Source organism: Acinetobacter sp. 1130196 (assembly GCF_000588095.1).
In the GTDB taxonomy this organism is placed as follows: Bacteria; Pseudomonadota; Gammaproteobacteria; order Pseudomonadales; family Moraxellaceae; genus Acinetobacter; species Acinetobacter nosocomialis.
This window is the reverse complement of the sequence record NZ_JFWX01000004.1, coordinates 51,997-71,343: the sequence shown is the minus strand read 5'-3', so window position 1 is coordinate 71,343 and position 19,347 is coordinate 51,997. Positions and strand designations below refer to the sequence as shown.

Annotated in this window: 17 protein-coding genes; 8 read left to right on the top strand and 9 right to left on the bottom strand. The window is 37.6% G+C overall.

All coding sequences use genetic code 11. The annotated features are described in order from the left end of the window. Positions 1 to 145: 145 nt before the first annotated feature. The 5 genes from J671_RS08285 to J671_RS08265 all read left to right on the top strand — a co-directional run bounded on the left by J671_RS08285 (position 146) and on the right by J671_RS08265 (position 3,414). Positions 146 to 1,117 (top strand): class 1 fructose-bisphosphatase, encoded by a 972-nt coding sequence (locus tag J671_RS08285; protein ID WP_031981967.1) that lies wholly within the window; start codon positions 146 to 148, stop codon positions 1,115 to 1,117. A 57-nt stretch (positions 1,118 to 1,174) separates the two neighbouring features. Beyond that, a complete protein-coding gene (locus J671_RS08280) occupies positions 1,175 to 1,951 on the top strand; it encodes a TrmH family RNA methyltransferase (protein ID WP_017394371.1) in 777 nt (258 codons plus the stop codon). A gap of 159 nt (positions 1,952 to 2,110) precedes the next feature. After that, positions 2,111 to 2,725 carry an RNA polymerase sigma factor gene (locus J671_RS08275; RefSeq protein ID WP_000362317.1) on the top strand — a complete coding sequence of 205 codons (615 nt, stop codon included), beginning with the start codon at positions 2,111 to 2,113 and terminating at the stop codon, positions 2,723 to 2,725. Further along, positions 2,715 to 3,035, top strand: coding sequence for a hypothetical protein (locus J671_RS08270; protein ID WP_002052599.1), 321 nt, complete (start codon positions 2,715 to 2,717; stop codon positions 3,033 to 3,035). Before J671_RS08275 ends, J671_RS08270 begins: the two co-directional genes overlap by 11 nt. Continuing rightward, complete coding sequence (locus tag J671_RS08265) at positions 3,025 to 3,414, top strand: DUF3106 domain-containing protein (protein ID WP_002052406.1); 390 nt, start codon at positions 3,025 to 3,027, stop codon at positions 3,412 to 3,414. The genes J671_RS08270 and J671_RS08265 overlap by 11 nt, the downstream gene beginning before the upstream one ends. A gap of 84 nt (positions 3,415 to 3,498) precedes the next feature. On the opposite strand, the gene J671_RS08260 is transcribed toward J671_RS08265, so the two are convergent. From J671_RS08260 to cxpE, 4 genes are all read right to left on the bottom strand, one after another. Continuing rightward, positions 3,499 to 5,928 carry a CSLREA domain-containing protein gene (locus J671_RS08260; protein ID WP_031981965.1) on the bottom strand — a complete coding sequence of 810 codons (2,430 nt, stop codon included), beginning with the start codon at positions 5,926 to 5,928 and terminating at the stop codon, positions 3,499 to 3,501. A 15-nt stretch (positions 5,929 to 5,943) separates the two neighbouring features. Beyond that, positions 5,944 to 7,797: a rhombotarget A gene (rbtA, locus tag J671_RS08255; RefSeq protein WP_031981964.1), complete on the bottom strand. Its 1,854-nt coding sequence runs from the start codon at positions 7,795 to 7,797 to the stop codon at positions 5,944 to 5,946. 324 nt (positions 7,798 to 8,121) lie between these two features. Then, complete coding sequence (gene hda / locus J671_RS08250) at positions 8,122 to 8,820, bottom strand: DnaA regulatory inactivator Hda (RefSeq protein WP_001249536.1); 699 nt, start codon at positions 8,818 to 8,820, stop codon at positions 8,122 to 8,124. Positions 8,821 to 8,840: 20 nt separating this feature from the next. Next, positions 8,841 to 10,034: a chloramphenicol efflux transporter CxpE gene (cxpE, locus tag J671_RS08245; protein ID WP_002052735.1), complete on the bottom strand. Its 1,194-nt coding sequence runs from the start codon at positions 10,032 to 10,034 to the stop codon at positions 8,841 to 8,843. 135 nt (positions 10,035 to 10,169) lie between these two features. On the opposite strand from cxpE, the gene purM reads away from it, so the two are divergent. Both purM and purN read left to right on the top strand, forming a co-directional pair. Beyond that, a complete protein-coding gene (purM, locus tag J671_RS08240; protein WP_000071984.1) occupies positions 10,170 to 11,240 on the top strand; it encodes a phosphoribosylformylglycinamidine cyclo-ligase in 1,071 nt (356 codons plus the stop codon). Further along, on the top strand, positions 11,237 to 11,866 hold the full coding sequence (purN, locus tag J671_RS08235) for a phosphoribosylglycinamide formyltransferase (protein ID WP_002052470.1): 630 nt from the start codon (positions 11,237 to 11,239) through the stop codon (positions 11,864 to 11,866). The genes purM and purN overlap by 4 nt, the downstream gene beginning before the upstream one ends. 64 nt (positions 11,867 to 11,930) lie before the next feature. Here the strand turns inward: purN and J671_RS08230 are convergent, their stop codons facing one another. Together J671_RS08230 and sppA are read right to left on the bottom strand one after the other, a co-directional pair. Further along, positions 11,931 to 12,740 (bottom strand): alpha/beta fold hydrolase, encoded by an 810-nt coding sequence (locus J671_RS08230; protein ID WP_031981963.1) that lies wholly within the window; start codon positions 12,738 to 12,740, stop codon positions 11,931 to 11,933. A gap of 19 nt (positions 12,741 to 12,759) precedes the next feature. Further along, complete coding sequence (sppA, locus tag J671_RS08225) at positions 12,760 to 13,776, bottom strand: signal peptide peptidase SppA (protein WP_031981962.1); 1,017 nt, start codon at positions 13,774 to 13,776, stop codon at positions 12,760 to 12,762. Positions 13,777 to 13,908: 132 nt separating this feature from the next. Here sppA and J671_RS08220 point away from each other — a divergent pair, with 132 nt between their 5' ends. Continuing rightward, positions 13,909 to 14,892 carry a lysophospholipid acyltransferase family protein gene (locus tag J671_RS08220; RefSeq protein WP_081404846.1) on the top strand — a complete coding sequence of 328 codons (984 nt, stop codon included), beginning with the start codon at positions 13,909 to 13,911 and terminating at the stop codon, positions 14,890 to 14,892. On the opposite strand, the gene J671_RS08215 is transcribed toward J671_RS08220, so the two are convergent. The 3 genes from J671_RS08215 to J671_RS08205 all read right to left on the bottom strand — a co-directional run bounded on the left by J671_RS08215 (position 14,845) and on the right by J671_RS08205 (position 19,275). Beyond that, positions 14,845 to 17,277, bottom strand: a complete 2,433-nt coding sequence (locus J671_RS08215) for a DNA internalization-related competence protein ComEC/Rec2 (RefSeq protein ID WP_031981960.1) — start codon at positions 17,275 to 17,277, stop codon at positions 14,845 to 14,847. The genes J671_RS08220 and J671_RS08215 overlap by 48 nt on opposite strands. An 83-nt stretch (positions 17,278 to 17,360) precedes the next feature. Continuing rightward, entirely contained in the window at positions 17,361 to 18,047 is a 687-nt protein-coding gene (lolD, locus tag J671_RS08210) for a lipoprotein-releasing ABC transporter ATP-binding protein LolD (RefSeq protein ID WP_004707461.1), read from the bottom strand. Continuing rightward, positions 18,040 to 19,275: a lipoprotein-releasing ABC transporter permease subunit gene (locus tag J671_RS08205; protein ID WP_004707458.1), complete on the bottom strand. Its 1,236-nt coding sequence runs from the start codon at positions 19,273 to 19,275 to the stop codon at positions 18,040 to 18,042. The genes lolD and J671_RS08205 overlap by 8 nt, the downstream gene beginning before the upstream one ends. Positions 19,276 to 19,347: the final 72 nt, after the last annotated feature.

The following is a 19,347-nucleotide window of genomic DNA, read 5'->3' as shown; positions in this document are numbered from 1 at the left end:
ACAACATACCACGTAAAATGGGGCTTGTAAGCATAAATGCAACACAAATAAAGTAAGATAATTTTTATTTTTCGGCATTCTCATCTAGAATATGCCACGTATTTATTTGACTCATTTTGATGCTTGCGCACAGGAGCGTTTTTTTATGTCCAACCTCACATTGTCCCAATTTTTACAACAAGAAAAAGGGAACCTTACACCTGAGTTGGCCCAAGTTATCGACACGATTGCGACGACTTGTAAAACCATTGACCAAGCCCTACAAAAAGGTGCATTGGCTGGAATTTTAGGTAGTGCAGGTAATGAAAATGTTCAAGGTGAAACACAGAAAAAACTTGATGTGATTTCTAATGACTATTTAATTGATGCTTTAAAAGTTCATCCTCATGTAGGTGGTCTTGCGTCTGAAGAACTTGATGATTTTACACCTGCGCAAGAAAACGGCAAATACTTGGTACTATTCGACCCATTAGATGGTTCAAGTAACATTGATATCAACATGTGCGTAGGAACAATCTTCTCGATTCTTCCTGCAAAAAATGCAGTTACACAAGCGCAAGATTTCATGCAAGCAGGTACTCAACAAGTCGCTGCTGGTTATGTGTTATATGGCCCATCAACAATGATGGCTTTAACAGTTGGAAATGGTGTAGTTTTCTTTACTTTAGATCCAGAAACTCAAACATTCTTACTTACTACAGAGAATGTTCAAGTATCAGCAGATACTCAAGAATTTGCAATTAACGCATCTAACCAGCGTCATTGGGAACAACCAGTGAAACAATATATTGAAGAGTTACTTGCAGGTAAAACATCTGTACGTGAAAAAGATTTCAATATGCGTTGGGTAGCATGTATGGTGGGTGATATTCACCGTATTTTATGCCGTGGTGGTATCTTCCTTTATCCATATGACTTAAAAGATCCGAAAAAAGCTGGTCGTTTACGTCTAATGTATGAAGCTAACCCAATGAGTATGCTCATTGAACAAGCAGGTGGTTCATCAACTACAGGCCGTGTTCGTATTTTAGACATTGAACCAACAGAGCTTCACCAACGTGTTCCGGTAATTATCGGTTCTAAAAACGAAGTTGAACGCGTAACAAGCTATCATTAATAATTAAATTATAGAGGGCGTCATATAGTATGATGACGCCCTTTTGGATATATCCTTATGGCGGTTATTTTTTTAGAATCAAAAGACAATGCAAAAATTAAACATTTGCGTGGTTTAATTGAACTCAATAGCGCCCGAAAAAAGCATCAACAAACGGTTCTTGAAGGTACTCACCTTTGCCTAGCTTGGTTACAACAACAGAAAAAACTCTTTTCTTTGTTTACAACTGAACAAGCATTGGAACACAGCGATTTAAAGAAAATAATTGAGCTCCATCAGGGTCATGTCTTTATTATCAGTGAAGTTTTATATAAAGACTTAAGTACCTTAGGTAATACGCTTCCTTGCTTAGCTATTATTGATTTGCCTAAAACTGCATCAACGATTGACTATAACGTAGACACTCTAATTCTCGAAAATGTACAAGACCCAGGTAACGTAGGCACATTATTACGGTCTGCAGCAGCAGCGAATATTAAACAAATTATTTGTACACAAGGCTCTGCCTCACTTTGGTCTCCACGTGTTTTAAGAGCAGGTATGGGCGCACATTTTAGCCTGTCTTGCTTTGAAAACTTTCAATTGACCGATATTCTTCCTAAATTCGATATTCCTGTTTTCGTTACAAGCTCTCATCGCTCGACCAGTCTTTATTCAAAAGATCTTTCAAAACCATGTGTTTGGATTTTAGGCAACGAAGGACAAGGCGCAAGTGATTACGCTTTAGAGCATGCACAATCAGTAACAATACCGCAACCAGGTGGTCAAGAGTCGTTAAATGTAGCAATTGCAGGATCAATTTGTTTTTTTGAAATGGTTCGCCAACGCCAATAAAACGTTAATTTATTTTACATCGCTCATATTTGTGAAAAAAATCATTTACACTACTAAAAAATAGCCGATTGTTGTCAACCTCCCACCTCTTTTCAACGTTATATAAGAGATATATTGAAGATAAGGTGGGTACGTCCAATGACAGGATTTTCCATCTCCATGGATTTAGCACCGAAAAAGTCTCGATCGGAAGCATCTAGTGTTCATGCCAGCACGGCTGAACAACGCCTAAAGGTTTTTATGCAAGATGTTACTGGACGTGCTTTAGTGATGATGGAAAGTGCTACCCAAGGTCAACAAGGCATTGCCATGGACTTGGTTCAGGAAGCATTTATTGCTTTACACAAGTCTTACGCCGATCGAAGTACTGAAGAATGGTATCCGCTGTTTTATACCATTCTAAACAATAAACTTCAGGATTGGCGCCGCAAAGAAGCCCGTCGAGCAAATCCATTTTCATTCTTCAAAAAAGTTAGTCTAGACAATGATGATGAAGAAATCATTGATATTGTCGATGAAAAAGCAATCAATCCAGCAGATTTTCTAGATCAAGCAGTGACCATAGAAGAAATTCAGGAAGCGATTGCAAAACTACCTGTTCGTCAACAACAAGCTTTCATGTTACGTGCTTGGGAAGGTTTCGATACCCACACCACAGCGCAAATTATGAACTGTACTGAAGGTAGTGTAAAAACCCATTATCATCGAGCAATTCAGGGACTTAGAGAGTACTTAGCGCATTTAAATCCCATGGGAGGTTCCAATGAATCATGATGATTTCACTAAAAAGGTGACGTCTAAACTCGATAGTTTGGCCCATCACCATAAAAATAAAACAGTGGTGATGAATCATGTGCTTGACCATATCCAACAAAAACCAGCCTCTTTTTATAGTGTCTGGAAAATGACTGGTTTTGCACTTGCAGCAGCAATTACTGGTTTTGTTATTTTGCCTAATTCGGTAGATATGATGGATAAGCCACAAAATCAAGTGGTTGTAAATCCTAAATTATCACCACAAATGGTGGAAGATTTAGAAATGCTGATGGTGTTGGGTGAGGATAAAGTTCAACATGGTAGCTAAAAAGTTAGCACTTATCCTTTGTTCATTAAGTTTCCTGCAAACCAGTTTTGCGGGTTTTGAACGTTTCTGGATTTTTTCTAAAGATGCCAATACTCAAGTAGATGATACTTGGAATGCTTTGTCTGAAGAAGAACAACGAGCAGTAATTAAACGCTATCAAAGCTTGAAAGAATTACCAGCAAACCAAAGCGCTAATCTGCAACAACGTATGGATTGGTTCAACCAACTTCCAGATGCAGAAAAACAGAAAATGCGTGAAGCTTGGCAAAAAATGAGTACACAAGAACGTAATGATTTACGTCAACGCATGCTCAAAGCAAGTGCTGATGAAAGAACCGCTATACGTGAAGAATATATCAACAAATATTTAGAGCACTAAAAACTGTTTTTTTTAATAATGTGCCATTCAAAAATCTAATAAGAAATAAAAAAAGCCTCCTATGGAGGCTTTTTTTATTTATGCTTATTTACGGTAACGTCTATAGACAATCAAACTTAGCAAGGATGCCAGAGAGAAAATTCCAATACTTCCTCCACCTCCACTTCGAGAATCATCTGTTGTAGTTGCTGTACTTACTAAATTAATCGTTCCTGCTTTAGCTGAAATAGTTCCATCTGCATCATAAACATAGTAAGTCAATGTATCATTGAAGGTGTTAAATACGTTACTCGCTTGAATATAGATGTTACCACCATAGCAAGTATTACCGCTATCATCTTTAGGACATGGCCCTTCTCGATCTGCTTTGACTACCTTGAAAATACCATCCTTTGAAGTTTTACTTGGTATATAAATCGGTAACTCTACACCCTGATCATTCACCCAAAATTTAGGTTTATTTGGCTTTGTCTTAAGTGTACTTGTAGGACCGTCCCCATCATCATTCGCATACTGTAATAAATTCAAAGGAATGACTTCATTTGCTAAATATTTAAAAGTTACAGTTCCATCACCAGCAACTGGTGGGATATTATCAAATCGGGCTTCTAATAATCCAGATGATTGAGTAGTGCCATCTTTACTGCTAATTGTATATTTACAATAGTTATAATCACCTGCTTGGGTAATAATATCATCTGAACGATAGAATATAATTTGCTGTAAAGCATCATTCCATTCACAAAAAAGTCCATCATCCTTTTTAATGTTTGTAACTTTATCGTCGATCAATCCTGTACCGACAGTTTCAAGATTAATATTATAATCAGATGTATTAAAGAACTTTAATAAGTGACTACTATCTTCATTTGGTAAAGGTAAACCATTTGCCTTTAAGTCGATATAAATTGCTCGATATTTTGCATTTGCTTTAGTTTGATCAAGAAGGTTCTTGTAATTTGCTGAATCGATTTTTAATACATTTAATAAATATGCATAATCTGGATTCAAGATATTCTTCTGAACCGTATCATATTGAGATTGATATTTTGCAAGCAGATCTGTAAGTGACGTATTACCTAAACCTTTTATATCTCCAGCGGTCAGTTTCATTAGTTCAATCGAACCAATATCACAGCTATTACGACCATTTGGTTGATAATATAATTTACTATCGGCAAGGCGTGAAAGTCCGCGCTGGTCGATAGAAGTACATGAGTCTTTACCCTCTGGGTCTACATCTACTAGATTCTTACCACTTATATTATTTTTAGGATAATAAATTGGTAAAAAACCAGTCTCTGGCCCAGCTGAATGTAAAGGTTCTAATAATGAGTCAAAAGACTGGCCTGCTATATCAACAGTTCGATGTGTAGACGTAAGAGCTTCCTTTGGTAGATCACATTTTCCAGCATCATTCGTCAAATTTAATGCGTTAAAAGATAGGATGAAACCAGCATTTTTTAAATCAGTGGCTGGCCCTATAAAATAATGACAGGCATAGGTTCCCGGGTTATAACCGATTAAATTAAATCTTAATTCTTTACTTCCTAATGTGTCATATAAGAACGTGGTATAAGCATTATTTTCAACAATAGTATTATTTTTTAAGGTTAAACTACTGTTAGCGCTAAGTATGGTTGAAGGATTAGGTGTACCGTTAGGAGTAGCATCACCAGTAAATTTCAAAATGCTACCATTTACTGTATTTGCAATATTTTTAGCTATTGTATTAATTGTAAAGGTTGCTTTCGGCTCTCCACAAAACTCAAAAGTATTATTAGAACTATTTGAACCATTACTCATAATACTAGAAGAGGTAAATGTTACTTCCCGTTTTGTATAGGCTGTGCCATTCCAACAACTCATTGAAAGTACACTTCCAGATGTTGCATTATTACCTTGAATCAAAGAGTGAGTTGCCGACAAATTAACATTATCGCCACCGAGAAAAATAGCACCACCTTTAGATGCTTGTGAGTTCAAGATTTGACTATTTAATAAGGTAACATTACCACCTGCATAAATAGCACCACCAAAGTCTTGTGCTGAACCATTTTCCAAAATAATATTTTGAAGAAATAAAGGTTGTTTATTTACCGCTGTATTAAAGATACGTGACTTACCAGCAGCATTAATTCTCGTCTGTAACGGTTGTAATGCTGGATAATCATTGGTTAAAACACTTTTTTCTGCCCAATTTTTATCTTGATCTTTTTCACCATATCCATAAATCGCAATATCTGCATTTGGAACCAATTCTTTGTTTAATGTATAAGTTCCTGCTTTTAATTGGATTACCTGACTTTTAGAAGTGTTATAGACTGTACATCCATAATCAGATCTTCGTGTTTCAGCAACTTTTATGGCTTCCCTTAACGAACATGCATTAGGGTTTTCACCATCTTCATCTGCAAAAGTTGTTACTTCGATTCTTTGATTTGCTGTATCAGCAAAAAGTGGCATAGCCGCTAGCACAGCTAATGCTAATACTGCTTTTTTATAGTTTTTCATAGTCCTCATCCCTGATTATGACTTGAAACGGCGCAATGCAATTAATCCGAATAATCCCAAAATTAATCCACCACCAACACTTCCCCCACCACCAGTACTAACAGACTTATCTTCAATACCAGATACAGGTTCTTGGACTACGGTTGCTGGAATCGAGACATATTGGAAATCGGTTCCATCATTAAATCTTGATACACTCGTAACGACTTGAATACTAAAAATGTCTGCACCATGCCAGTTTCCATTTGGCGTATAAACCACGTTTCCATTTTGGTCTATGGTTACACTACCTTTAGAGACTGGCGTATCAGTACTTTGTTTTATTTTTAGACAACCTGGTTGCCATTCTTTTCCATCGGGACGGTCACCAAATAGACGCTTACATGTAGCTGGTGTGACCAAATCTGCTTCACTTAAAGAATTTAAAATATTAAATTTTGCAACTTGTCCATATTTAATATCTTGCCCTACTGTTGCGATTTCATTATTTAAAATAAATTCAATTGCCCCTAAATCACATAACTCATCATAACCACTACGGTTTTTTCCACGTTGATCGAGTTTCTCACAACTCGCTAAACCAATTGATGAGCCATCACTATATAAACGTCCTTTATTAATAATTAAGGAGTCAGCTAAAGTGTTATAGCTCTCAAGTAATCGTGGTTTAAAAAAGCCAAGGAAACTATCTTTTGGTGTATTAAATGGACATAACAAGCCGTCTTTAGCGGTTACATCACATATGCCTTCATCACTATCACCAGCAATTAACTTTTCACTTGTAGGCAAAAGTATATTAGGCAGCTTTGCAGAAGCATTGCGATTACAATCAGTGGTCACTAAGTTGCTTTGGACAACAGTTTGATCATTTGTATTTGGAGTACAGTTAACCCCATTACCGACTAAAATACTGTTAGAAACAGAAGCATTTCCTTGAGGAGCATCTAAAAATAAACCTGCTGCATTTTTAATCATTGTAATATTATTAACAAACATTCCATCTTTAATGTTTGCAATAAAACCAACTTTATTATGGAAAAAGGTACTATTACTAAAGCCTATGGCACGTACATTTAAGTATCCACCAGTACTTTCATCATCAAATTTTGTTGCGCCATAAAATAAGGCACCCTCTGCAGAAGAAACTTCATTATCTCGGACTACAGATTGGGTCACTAAATATAAAGGCTGCTCGCTGTAAATGACGCCGCCTTGGGTTGCTTTATTATTTTGAATCAAACTATTTATGATAGTTACAAAGCCAGCTGTTTGACCTGTTTTCGATAACAATCCTTGATTGTAAATCGCCCCACCCTGATTGGCATATCCACCAATCAATCGAGAGTTTTGAATAGTCAATTTTTCATGGTTTAAAATTAAACCACCTGTTAAAACATTAGAGTTTGCGCCTGCACCTTGTAAGTTAAGATCACTTAAGGTCACAGCAAAAGAAGCTTTTTCAACGCTACCATCATCAATTTTAAATAATTGATCTGTACCGACCATTTTGATAGTTGCATTATGAGAACCAGGCTGATCAGTATCAACTAATGTAGAATCATTTTTTGCTGTACTAATTGTAAGGGGAGCTGTAATCGTTATTCTGCTATTTAAGCTATATTCTTGATCGCGCTGTAAAATAATATTTGATGAAGCATCTTTATTCCCACAACCATGATACCCATTTGCATATTTTTCAACGTCAGCTGCATTAGATGAGCCACGATAATTTAGGAACTGTACAGCTTCCCTAAGCGTACATACCGTATCATCTTTATCTTCATCAGCTAAACTTGTCACTTGAATATCAGCAGAATAAGCGTGCCCAGCAGCAGCCAATAATGCAAAAGCAATGCTCCGTTTGAGCATACCCTTCTCCTTACCTATTTTTTTCATTTTTCTTTGTCAATATTGCAAAGTGTCCACTTTTGCAATCGCATCCTTTGTGCGTACTTTGTCACAGGAATCAGAATTTCTCAAGATATTTTGATCGGCCTATCCGGTCATTTTGTTCATATAACTTTATAAATATTTGGTTATTTAAGCATCTATTGATATATGAAAATTTTCTTAGGAAAAATTTTAACAATACACTTTAAAGTTAAAAGCATAAGTATTTAATAGTTCATTATTTTTTTAGCAAAAAACCCAAGTTCACCCCAACCAAAGAAATAACGAGATGTATGAAACAATTTATTGTTGGTACTCATCAATTAAAGCATAAATTTGTCTTAACGTTGCATTTGAAAGCTTAGTCTTCTCACCTTTAAGAAGTTTTTCTAACTGTGCTACGGTTTGTAATAAAACAGAAGCTTGATGCGGCCCATGTAAAAGTAAATAGTCGACAATCTGCTGATCGAAATGGATACCACGTCTAGCCATAACGGAAGTGACTAAAGCATAACGGTCTGCGTATAGACTTCCACTTGGCACTTTTACACTGACCGCTTGGGTAAGACGTGATTGTAAGTCTGGTAACTCGAGTTTTAATTCAATCGGCGCAACACGTGAAGAAAATACAAGTTGCCCTTCATGGTTATTCATTAAATGAAACACCGCTTTTTGCCAGTGCGGCACGCCACTAATAGATTCAATATCATCTAAAGCAACTAAATCATAATGCTCTAAACAAGTAATTGCCTCAATCGGAGCATCAAGAAGTTCCAACAGTGAAACTTTTATTGCTGACTTGCCTACTTCTAAATAAGAATCACAAATCGCTGAAAGCAAATGACTCTTACCTGTTCCAGCTCCACCATAGATATAAAATCTATTGACTAGACCTGCATGTAGTTGACGCACTGCATCGACTACATGCCCCCAACCTGGTCCCGAAAAATCACTGATTCGGGCATCAAGTTGAGGTTCTATATCCAGTTGGAGTTGACGCATATAATCAATTGGCCTTGAAATTATTTCTGATCTGAAAGATTTGGTGTATCTGTATCTTGCTGTGTTTTAACTTCAAGATCAAGTTTAGTATTTTCAGTTTCTACATGAATTTGCTGAATATTACCCTCTTGCACAAATAATTCCGAATACGCACCATAAAGGCTACTCTTTTCATAGTTATCCCTTAAGTGCTTTAAGAGTACAACAATGACCGCAGCCACTGGTAATGCGATGAGCATTCCTAAGAAACCAGCAAGTTGCGCGCCTGCCAAAACAGCAAATACAACAGCAACTGGTGAAAGACCAATTTTATCACCGAGTAGGAATGGTTGTAGAATATAGCCTTCTACAGCTTGACCAATCATAAAAACCACACCAACGAGTAACAAGTGAGTCCAGTCCATTCCAAACTGAAATAGACTTGCAATAATGGCTGCAATAATGCCGACTGCAAATCCCAAATAAGGAATAATACTGGCAAGGCCTGCCACCATACCAATAATAAGTCCAACCTCTAACCCAATTAATTGTAGACCTACCGCATAGACCACACCGAGCAAAAGCATAACGAGGAACTGACCTTTAACAAATGCTCCTAAAACACTATGGCATTCACGAACGATTTGTAAGGTAGTGGCTTCATATGGTCGTGGGATGAGACGACGTAAGTTCTGCAACATACGGTCCCAGTCTAATAAAAAATAAAAAGCGATAATTGGAATTAAAACGAGTGTTCCACCAATCTGAATAAAATTCAGACCTGATTGTGCAAGCTTTAATAAAACAGCCTGAATGCTATCGGCACTGTAATTGGTCTGGACATAATCCATAACCGCTTTGGACATTTGATCGGTATCGATTTCCATTTGTTGTACATGGAAGGTCGAAGAAATCCAAGGCAGTAGCTCTGCATTAATCCAATGAATTCCAGCAGGGATACTATCTCGAGCATAAACAAGTTGTTTCCAGATGAGTGGTACCAAATACCATAATGCAACAGTTAAAGTTACACCGATACCGATAAAAACGATGCTAATTGCCAACCAACGAGGGAGCTTAATTTTTACTAGAACATCGACAAGTGGACTGAATAAATAAGCCAGGAAAAAAGCACCAAGAAATGGAATGACCACAGGCTTGAGCAAGTATAATACCCATACCAGCAATACAATACCTGCGAGTAAGAAAATACGGCGCAGTATACGATCTTGCATAAAATCTAGCCTTTTTTGATTTAATCGTTATAAATGGAAAAATATTTTTATTAAAGATAGCATTTTCGAGCATAAATAACATAAGAGTTTCGTATATTCAGGTTATAATCTGCCGCCAATGCGGAGACTTCATTTATGAGCAACTCAACTTCTACCCCAAATACCGGTTTAAGCTACAAAGATGCGGGTGTTGACATTGAAGCGGGCGACGCACTGGTCGATCGTATCAAGTCAGTCGCTAAACGTACAACTCGTCCAGAAGTAATGGGCGGACTTGGTGGCTTTGGTGCACTATGCAAAATTCCTAAAGGTTACGAAGAACCTGTTTTGGTTTCTGGAACTGACGGTGTAGGTACTAAATTACGTTTAGCACTTAACCTTAATCGTCATGACACAATCGGCCAAGATCTTGTCGCTATGTGTGTTAACGATCTTTTGGTTTGTGGTGCAGAACCATTATTCTTCCTCGACTATTATGCAACTGGTCACTTAAATGTAGACGTAGCTGCAAACGTAGTTACTGGTATCGGTAAAGGTTGTGAACTTGCAGGTTGTGCACTTGTAGGTGGTGAAACAGCTGAAATGCCTGGTATGTATGAAGGTGAAGATTACGATCTTGCTGGTTTTGCAGTGGGTGTTGTTGAGCAAAGCAAAATTATTGATGGCTCTAAAGTAAAATCTGGTGATGTACTTATTGGTGTTGCATCAAGTGGTGCTCACTCAAATGGTTATTCATTACTACGTAAAATCCTAGATGTTAAGAATGTAGACTTAACTCAAGTGATTGATGGCCGTCCTCTTGCAGATGTCGCAATGGAACCAACACGTATTTATGTAAAACCAGTTCTTGAGCTTTGCAAACAAGTTGATGTGCATGCTATGGCACACATCACTGGTGGCGGTTTACCTGGTAACTTACCGCGTGTATTACCAAATGGTGCTCAAGCTGTCATTAATGAAGCTTCTTGGGAATGGCCAGAATTATTCAAACTTCTACAACGTGAAGGTAATGTAGAACGTTTTGAAATGTACCGTACCTTTAACTGTGGTGTAGGTATGGTGATTGCAGTTGACGCAAATGATGCAGAAAAAGCAATTGAAGTGCTTAATGCTCAAGGTGAAAAAGCTTGGAAAATCGGACATATCCAAGAAAATGCTGAATCAGTGGAAGGTGCAGACGAAAAAATTCGTGTGATCTTTGAATGATGAAAATTGCTGTTCTAGTCTCTGGGAACGGCAGTAACTTACAAGCCTTGATAGATGCACGTCTATCAGGGCAAATTGTAGGTGTATTGTCCAATAAAGCCGATGCTTATGCCCTAGAGCGTGCTCAAAATGCCAATATCGCAACAGCGGTAATTTCGCATAAAGACTTTCCTAGTCGTGCCGATTTTGATGAAGCGATGCATCAGCAACTTATGGCATGGCAAGCTGATATCGTTATTTTAGCTGGCTTCATGCGTATTTTAACTGCAAACTTTGTCGATAAATGGCAAGGTAAAATGCTCAATATCCATCCTTCACTATTACCCGCTTATAAAGGTGTTAATACACATCAGCGTGTATTAAATACGGGCGATCGATTGCATGGTTGTACAGTTCACTTTGTAACTTCTGAACTTGATGCTGGTCAAGCAATTGCTCAATCTGCAATTGAAGTCAAAGAACATGACAATGTTGCTTCTTTGGCAGAACGTGTACATAAACTTGAGCATTTTATTTATCCTCAAGTTGCAGAATGGTTATGTAATGGCCAGCTGACATGGAAAGATGGACAAGCCTATTTCCGTAATCAAATTCTTGAACACCCTATTCGTTTTGCATCTTGGTAAAAGATTTGCTCAACGTAAGTAAAAAAAGGACATGCATGCATGTCCTTTTTTTATAAAAGTCTTATTAGCGTGAATTACTATCGATAAGCTTTTTAATATAATTCACTGTATCAATTGGATGCTCTAGAGGGAACATATGCCCTCCTTCAACCACACTAAATGGAATTCCCATTTTACGCTTTGCCATTTGAGGAAAACCTCTTTTTAAGAAGGCACTCTCTTTACCCACGACTAGATGTACAGGCATTTTCGGTTTTGGCATAGGTAGCCACCACCAAGAAGGATTTTTACGGAATATCGCAACTTCATCTTCACGAGAAATAGTTAAAGTAACACCGCCACGAACTGGATCTTCTTTTAAAGCATAGTCAATATAGGCTTGAAAGCAGTCTTCATCAAAGTCTTTATAAAAACCTTTTGGACGTAACAATGCAGCGGCTTGCTCACGAGACTCCCAATGCTCACGACGACGTGCAGATAAGCCCGCAGGGGTCATGTCATCGACTATTTTAGGTTTAAATAATTTTGCCATATGGAAAGCAAAAGAGTATCTACCCAAAATAAGAGGCGGATCTAACATAATCACTTGTGAGAACAGCTCAGGACGTTTAAAAGAAGCCATTAAAGTTAAAACTGAACCGAGCGAATGGCCCAATCCAATCACTTTTCGCCCCTTCGCTTGGTGTACAATACTATCAATCACCTGATCAACCAAAAAAGGCCAGTGATTGGTAATCGGATAACGTTTGTCAGGTCCAATGAGTGGAACATAAATTACGTCATACTCATCTTTTAATTGATCAAACAACTTTTGATACACCTTAGACGGCACGCCATTGGCATGCGCAAAGTGTATAACCGGTTTTACTGACATACCGTTATCCTGATTTAAATTATTGTAGCTTTGCGTCTTGGCTCGTCTCTAAACGTTGAGCAACTGACTCACTTAAACCTTTACCCATTTCTGCTCCCATTCGACCTAAAATAGATTGCAGTGGATTACGTTCAATTGTGTAGTCAACTTTATTATCAAGCTTCAGTTCACGCATCAAGCTCGTAATGTTACCTGAGCGGTCAGCGACACCCAACTGGATTGCTTGCTCGCCAGTCCAGAAAAGACCTGAGAAAATAGCAGGATCATTTGATTTTAAGCGTTTCCCGCGTCCTTCTTTCACTGCATTAATAAAATGAGTATGGACATTATCGAGTACAGATTGAATATGCTCTCGTTGTACAGGATTAATCGGTTTTGTCATACTTAAAATGTCTTTATTGGTGCCCGCTGTCAAAGTACGGTCTTCAATTCCAAGTTTTTGAGCTAAACCAGTAATGCCATAGTTCGGCATAATGACACCAATTGAGCCTACCAAACTTGATGGATTCACAATAATTTCATCAGCAGCAGAAGCAATATAATAAGCACCAGAAGCACCCATATCGCCAATCACTGCATAGACTTTCTTGTCAGGATGTTCTTTTTTCAAATAGCGAATTTCTTGCCAAATTTCATCCGACTGAACAGGAGAACCGCCAGGAGAATTAATATTAAGTGCAATTGCTTTGCTATTTGAAGCTTCAAAAGCACGCTTAAGCGCTTTGTTCGTATCTTCACTATTTACTGCTTGATTGCTTGAAGCATCAATGGTTCCAACAATATCAACCACAGCCAGATGAGCACTGCTACTACTTGCTGCTGAGCCTTCTTTGCTAGTCGAACAACCTTTGCCCATTAACACAACAATGAACAATAGATAAATAAAAGTAAGTGTTTTAAAGAATATACCCCAGCGACGACTACGGCGTTGTTCTTCTACAGAAGCCAGCACAGCTTTCTCAAGGATTTGCCATTCTGGTCCGTTCTGTTTAGAGGTTATAGGTTCATTTTGTGGTTTTGGTGGCCAATCGGACATAAAATTCCAATCCAAATCAATCGAAATGATGTCATTATATACGTTGATTTGATAAAAACTGTCTAAATAATATGATTTCATTTATAATATTTTTGTCTTTTTTTACTTGTTGTTTCCTCCTTACTGCTATAGATGACCAGACCAGATTCAAAAAGCATGAACTATCAATTACTCAAAATATTTAGCCGACTACCTATTCAATTTGGGCGTTCTATTGCTCGTCTATTGGCTGGCCTTGTAAATACTTTAAAAATTACTAAAACTTCAAAAAGTATAGAGCTTAACTTAAGAATTGCTCTGCCCCACTTAACACCACAGCAACGTATAGCAATTACAGAAAAAGCTGTACGTAATGAATTAACCTCATATTTCGAGTTTTTAAGTATCTGGGGTTCATCTAATGAAGAAAATATTGCTCGTATCCATCGGATAGAAGGCGAACAATACTTTCACGATGCTTTAGCAGCAAAAAAAGGTGTTGTACTCATTGTTCCTCATTTTGGGACATGGGAAGTCATGAATGCATGGTGTGCTCAGTTCACAGCAATGACTATTTTATATAAACCAGTCAAAAATGATGATGCTGACCGTTTTGTACGAGAAGCTCGCAGTCGTGAACAAGCAAATCTAGTCCCGACCGATGAAACTGGTGTAAGACAAATTTTTAAAGCACTCAAACAAGGTGAAACTACAGTAATTTTGCCAGATCATACTCCGAACATTGGGGGAGATATGGTGAACTATTTTGGTGTGCCACTTGCTTCAAGTAATTTAAGTGCAAAACTCATCCAGAAGACTAAGGCAAAAGCTTTATTCCTTTATGCGATCCGTAATGAAAATGATGGTTTTACCATGCATATCGAACCAATGGATGAGAAGATCTATGAAGGAACTGCAGACGATGGTACTTATGTCATCCATCAGGCAATTGAGCAACTCATCCATAAATATCCAGAACACTACCACTGGAGCTATAAACGCTTTAAAGCAAACCCAGCTTTAGACAATGTTTATAATATTGACCCTTCAGAAGCGATTAAAACCGTGAATAGGCTCAAGGCTGAAGCTTTAGGGAACTCTACGCAACCAGAGGCGCTCAAAACGTCGGTTGTGTAAAATCATTTTTTGATTTTCCAAAACAAAACTTAACGTTCCTTGCTCTACTGTACTTTTAAGTGGGATATGAAGGGCTTTTAAACGATTGATAACCTCTTGGCTAGGATGGCCATAACGGTTATCAAACCCTGCCGATGCAATTGCCAGTTTTGGTTTTAGGGTTGCTAAAAAATCATAAGCCGAACTGTGCTTGCTTCCATGATGGCCTAATACCAAAACATCTACTTTTAAACTTGGATAGTCTTTTAACAATTCGTATTCTGTCTCCCATCCCGCGTCTCCCATAATCAGAAAATTTTGGTAATCACTAATTCCTTTAAAATGCAGATATACCACACAGGAATATTGATTCTGTTGAGAATGGACAAAAGCTAAATCTTTTTCTTTAGGCCATAAAATTTGAATATCTAATTCAGGATATTGCCATTGTTGACCTTGATGACAATACTGAAATGGCTGCTTTAGAGTAGTGGAAGATTGCTCATTTGAGAGAACCTGCTTTACAGGAATCTCCTGCTGAATGAAAGAAAAAGCCCCACTATGATCTTGATCAAGATGAGATAGCACAACACGATCTAATCGCTTTACTCCTTGTTGGCGTAAGAATGGAACTACAACATTTTGACCAATACTAAAGATCTTTTCATCGTAAGAACCACCTGTATCAATTAGCCAGTTTTGTTCAGGCTGCTGCAAGAAAATAGCCTGCCCCTGCCCAACATCTAAAATATGAAGTTGAATTGGTTGGTTCGTTTTATTCACAACAATGAGAGGTAAACAACAGAGCATTCCCCATGTTTTTGGCAAAATACCTTTAGGCAAAAATAAAATAAGGATGCCTAAACTCACTGCGAATAAAGCCAGTGGCGTCAAGCTTATACCTTGTAGTGGTAAAGACAGTTTTTCTAATAAGTCTAAACAACTCAGCAATATACTGAGCAAGATATCATTGAAATAAAAAAGCATGTTTCCAAATGGTTTGGCAATAAACCATGTACAAGCAGCTATGATGTTTAAAGGAACAATAATCCCACCAACGATAGGCACCGCAACAATATTGGTTAATGGAGCAATCCAAGAAATTTGTTGAAAGAAAAGTAAGGTTAAAGGACTCAATGCAATAAAGATTTTGCCTTGAGACTCAATTAACACCTTAGTCATAAAAATCATTTTCGAGCGTAAGCTTAAAAAATGTTGATCAGGTATTTGAACTATAGTTTGATAAATTCTTAATAAAATAAAACATGCCCCATAAGACAACCAAAACCCTGCAGACAAGACACTAAACGGGTCCATGAGTAATAATAAACTTGCGCTGTATATGAGCAATGCAAATGGTTTAAGAGGTTGTTTTAATAATATAAAAGAAATAAATATAAAGACTGACAACAATGTCCGTAGTGCAGGAATTTCGAAACCCACAAAAGCTGTATAAATTAAAACACCGAAACAGCATGGTATAGCCATCAAAACTTGTTTGGGTTTCCATAAGTAAATTTGAGGATAATAACGGCAGATGACTTGATGACAGGACCAAGACAACATAATGGCAAAAATAAGTACATGTGGCCCTGAAATCGCTAACAAGTGAGCAATTCCCAATTGTTTAAATTGTATTTGGGTCTCATCTGATAAAAGGCTTTCATCACCAGTCAGCAAAGCTAAAATTAGTCCTTTTTGTTGTAGTGAAGAATTTTCCAATAGATGTCTAAAAGTTAAGCGCAGCTTTTCTATATTTATTTGAAATCTATTAAAAAAGGACTGCTGTTCTCTTGAATGCTGTTGATATCCCAATCGATAAATTTCATCATGGCTTAAAGGCTCAATATACTGAACAATAAAACCAGACATTATATTTCGCTGAATAAACCATTTTTCCTGATCAAAAGCTCCTGCTGTGGCGTAACTATGAGCAGGTTTTGTTTTTCCAGATAGTCGATAGTAATGGCCTAATTGAAGTTCTTGATTGCTCTTCAACATACTTTGATTATCATTTTTTAAATACAGTAGCCAATTTACCGGATCTTTAGATAGGTTTAATACTTGAGCACTTTGTTGAACTTTATTGTCTTTTTCTTCACTTAGTTGATTTATATAAACAATAATATCTAGATTTTTTGAATCCATTTCTCTTTGTTGTAAGCGTTCGACCAACGCATTCTCGGCATATTGATACCCCACAACAAAAAGGTTTGCTGCACATAACAAAGAATACATTGCCTTTAAAAATGGTCGGCTAACGAATACTGAGCGTTTAAAAAGATAGAAAATAAAAGCAAGTAACAGCAGAGCTCTGCCTACTTTTCCATATTGCATAATTAAAGGTAAATTAATGCCCATCAATGCAATACCACCAACCCATCCCAATAAAATAATTTTAAGCATTTAAAATCTTGTCGTTATCATTTTAGGGGCAAAATTAAAGCCCAACTCAGTGGGCTTTAACAATGTGATTTAATGACAATTTTTTAAGAACCGCTTACCCACAAACCATCTTCCATATGCAAGATAGAATCTGCTGCCTGAGCTAATTGCTCATCATGGGTCACAATGAGCATCGCCATATTTAGTTCTTTCTTCAAGTCGGTAAGTAATTGGAAAATACCTACAGCTGTTTTACGGTCCAAATTACCGGTTGGTTCATCAGCTAAAACGACCGCAGGCTTAGTCACCAATGCTCGAGCAAGAGCCACACGTTGACGTTCACCACCAGAAAGTTCACCTGGTTTATGGTCCATACGATGAGATAACCCAACTCGATCTAACAAATATTCAGCCTGAGCCTTAACCGACTTATATTGACTGTCCGCTCGAAGCATCAAAGGCATTGCCACATTTTCAAGCGCACTAAATTCAGGCAATAAATGGTGAAACTGATAAACGAAACCTAAATACTGATTACGTTGAAAACCACGTTCTGCTTCACCCAAGTTATCAAAGCGCTGACCATTTAAAAAGACTTGGCCTTGAGTCGGTTGATCTAAGCCACCGAGTACATGTAACAAAGTACTTTTACCTGAACCACTTGCACCAACAATAGAGACAAACTGTCCTGCTTCAACTTGTAAAGAAAGACCTTTAATGACTTCAACCTTAGATTTACCATCATCAAAATGCTTATAAATATCTTTTGCTTCTAGAACGACTTTACTCATAACGCAATGCCTCGGCAGGTTGAACTTTGGCTGCACGAAGCGCCGGATAAATTGTTGCCAAGAAACTTAAGAGTAAAGAAACAATCACGATAATTGTCACGTCTTGCCATCTTAAGTACGAAGGTAAGTAATGTACAAAATAGGCATCGAACAAATTAAGTCCAAGAACATTATTAAACCAAGAAATAATATCACTGATCGTAAGTGCCAAAATTACACCTAAAACCGTGCCCGCAACTGTACCAATAACACCAATCACGGTACCTTGCACCATAAAGATTTTAGTAATCATGGATGGTGACGCACCTAAAGTACGTAAAATTGCAATGTCCGATTTTTTGTCAGTTACCACCATGACCAAAGACGAAACAATGTTAAATGCAGCAACCACAATAATCAGTACAAGTAATAAACCAACTAATGTTTTTTCCATTTGAATGGCATTAAACAAATTACCGTGTGTATAAGTCCAGTTCGTTGCGTAGAAATTGCTTGGCAAGTTTTTCACAATATCATCGGCAACTTGAGGTGCTGCAAAAATATCATCCATTTTTAAACGGACGCCTTGAGCACCATCAGGTAAACGCAATAAAGTCGATGCATCATATAAAGCAATGTATCCGACCATTGAGTCCACTTCAGCACCTACGCTGAAAATACCCACCACTTTAAAGCGCTTAAAACGAGGCACAACACCTGCCGGAGATGGAGTTGCTTCAGGTAAAACCAGTGTCACGCTGTCATTTAGACGTAAACCAAGTGAATCGGCCATGTCTTTACCAAGCACAATACCAAACTCACCCTTTTTAAGTGAGTCGAGGCTACCCGCAACAATATGATTTTGAATGATAGACACATTCTTTTCATATTTCGGATCAATACCCGTCACCATGATACCAGCCACTTGCCCTTGAGCAGTTAACATACCTTGTAATTGAGTAAAAGGTGCAACTCCAGTCACATGGGGATGATTTTCAACTCGTTTAATCAGCTCAGGCCAATCCGTAAGAATTTGCGTTGAAGAAACTGTCGCTTGCGGTACCATTCCCAAAACACGATTTTTCAATTCGCGGTCAAAACCGTTCATTACAGAAAGTACCGTGATCAGTACAGCGACACCAAGTGTCAAACCGACCATCGAAACCAATGCAATAAAAGAAATAAAATGATTACTGCGTCGTGCGCGAGTATATCTCAACCCTATATACAGTGAGATTGGTTTAAACATACCTTCTAAATCCAAGGTCATTGATGGAAAATAGAGAAGTGCGATCCACACTTCTTATTTAGCCATATCGTT

Coding starts and splice junctions, on each gene's coding strand:
- J671_RS08285 (WP_031981967.1), top strand. CDS start 146: ATGTCCAACCTCACATTGTCCCAATTTTTACAACAAGAAAAAGGGAAC.
- J671_RS08280 (WP_017394371.1), top strand. CDS start 1,175: ATGGCGGTTATTTTTTTAGAATCAAAAGACAATGCAAAAATTAAACAT.
- J671_RS08275 (WP_000362317.1), top strand. CDS start 2,111: ATGGATTTAGCACCGAAAAAGTCTCGATCGGAAGCATCTAGTGTTCAT.
- J671_RS08270 (WP_002052599.1), top strand. CDS start 2,715: ATGAATCATGATGATTTCACTAAAAAGGTGACGTCTAAACTCGATAGT.
- J671_RS08265 (WP_002052406.1), top strand. CDS start 3,025: ATGGTAGCTAAAAAGTTAGCACTTATCCTTTGTTCATTAAGTTTCCTG.
- J671_RS08260 (WP_031981965.1), bottom strand. CDS start 5,928: ATGAAAAACTATAAAAAAGCAGTATTAGCATTAGCTGTGCTAGCGGCT.
- rbtA (WP_031981964.1), bottom strand. CDS start 7,797: ATGCTCAAACGGAGCATTGCTTTTGCATTATTGGCTGCTGCTGGGCAC.
- hda (WP_001249536.1), bottom strand. CDS start 8,820: ATGCGTCAACTCCAACTGGATATAGAACCTCAACTTGATGCCCGAATC.
- cxpE (WP_002052735.1), bottom strand. CDS start 10,034: ATGCAAGATCGTATACTGCGCCGTATTTTCTTACTCGCAGGTATTGTA.
- purM (WP_000071984.1), top strand. CDS start 10,170: ATGAGCAACTCAACTTCTACCCCAAATACCGGTTTAAGCTACAAAGAT.
- purN (WP_002052470.1), top strand. CDS start 11,237: ATGATGAAAATTGCTGTTCTAGTCTCTGGGAACGGCAGTAACTTACAA.
- J671_RS08230 (WP_031981963.1), bottom strand. CDS start 12,740: ATGTCAGTAAAACCGGTTATACACTTTGCGCATGCCAATGGCGTGCCG.
- sppA (WP_031981962.1), bottom strand. CDS start 13,776: ATGTCCGATTGGCCACCAAAACCACAAAATGAACCTATAACCTCTAAA.
- J671_RS08220 (WP_081404846.1), top strand. CDS start 13,909: ATGACCAGACCAGATTCAAAAAGCATGAACTATCAATTACTCAAAATA.
- J671_RS08215 (WP_031981960.1), bottom strand. CDS start 17,277: ATGCTTAAAATTATTTTATTGGGATGGGTTGGTGGTATTGCATTGATG.
- lolD (WP_004707461.1), bottom strand. CDS start 18,047: ATGAGTAAAGTCGTTCTAGAAGCAAAAGATATTTATAAGCATTTTGAT.
- J671_RS08205 (WP_004707458.1), bottom strand. CDS start 19,275: ATGTTTAAACCAATCTCACTGTATATAGGGTTGAGATATACTCGCGCA.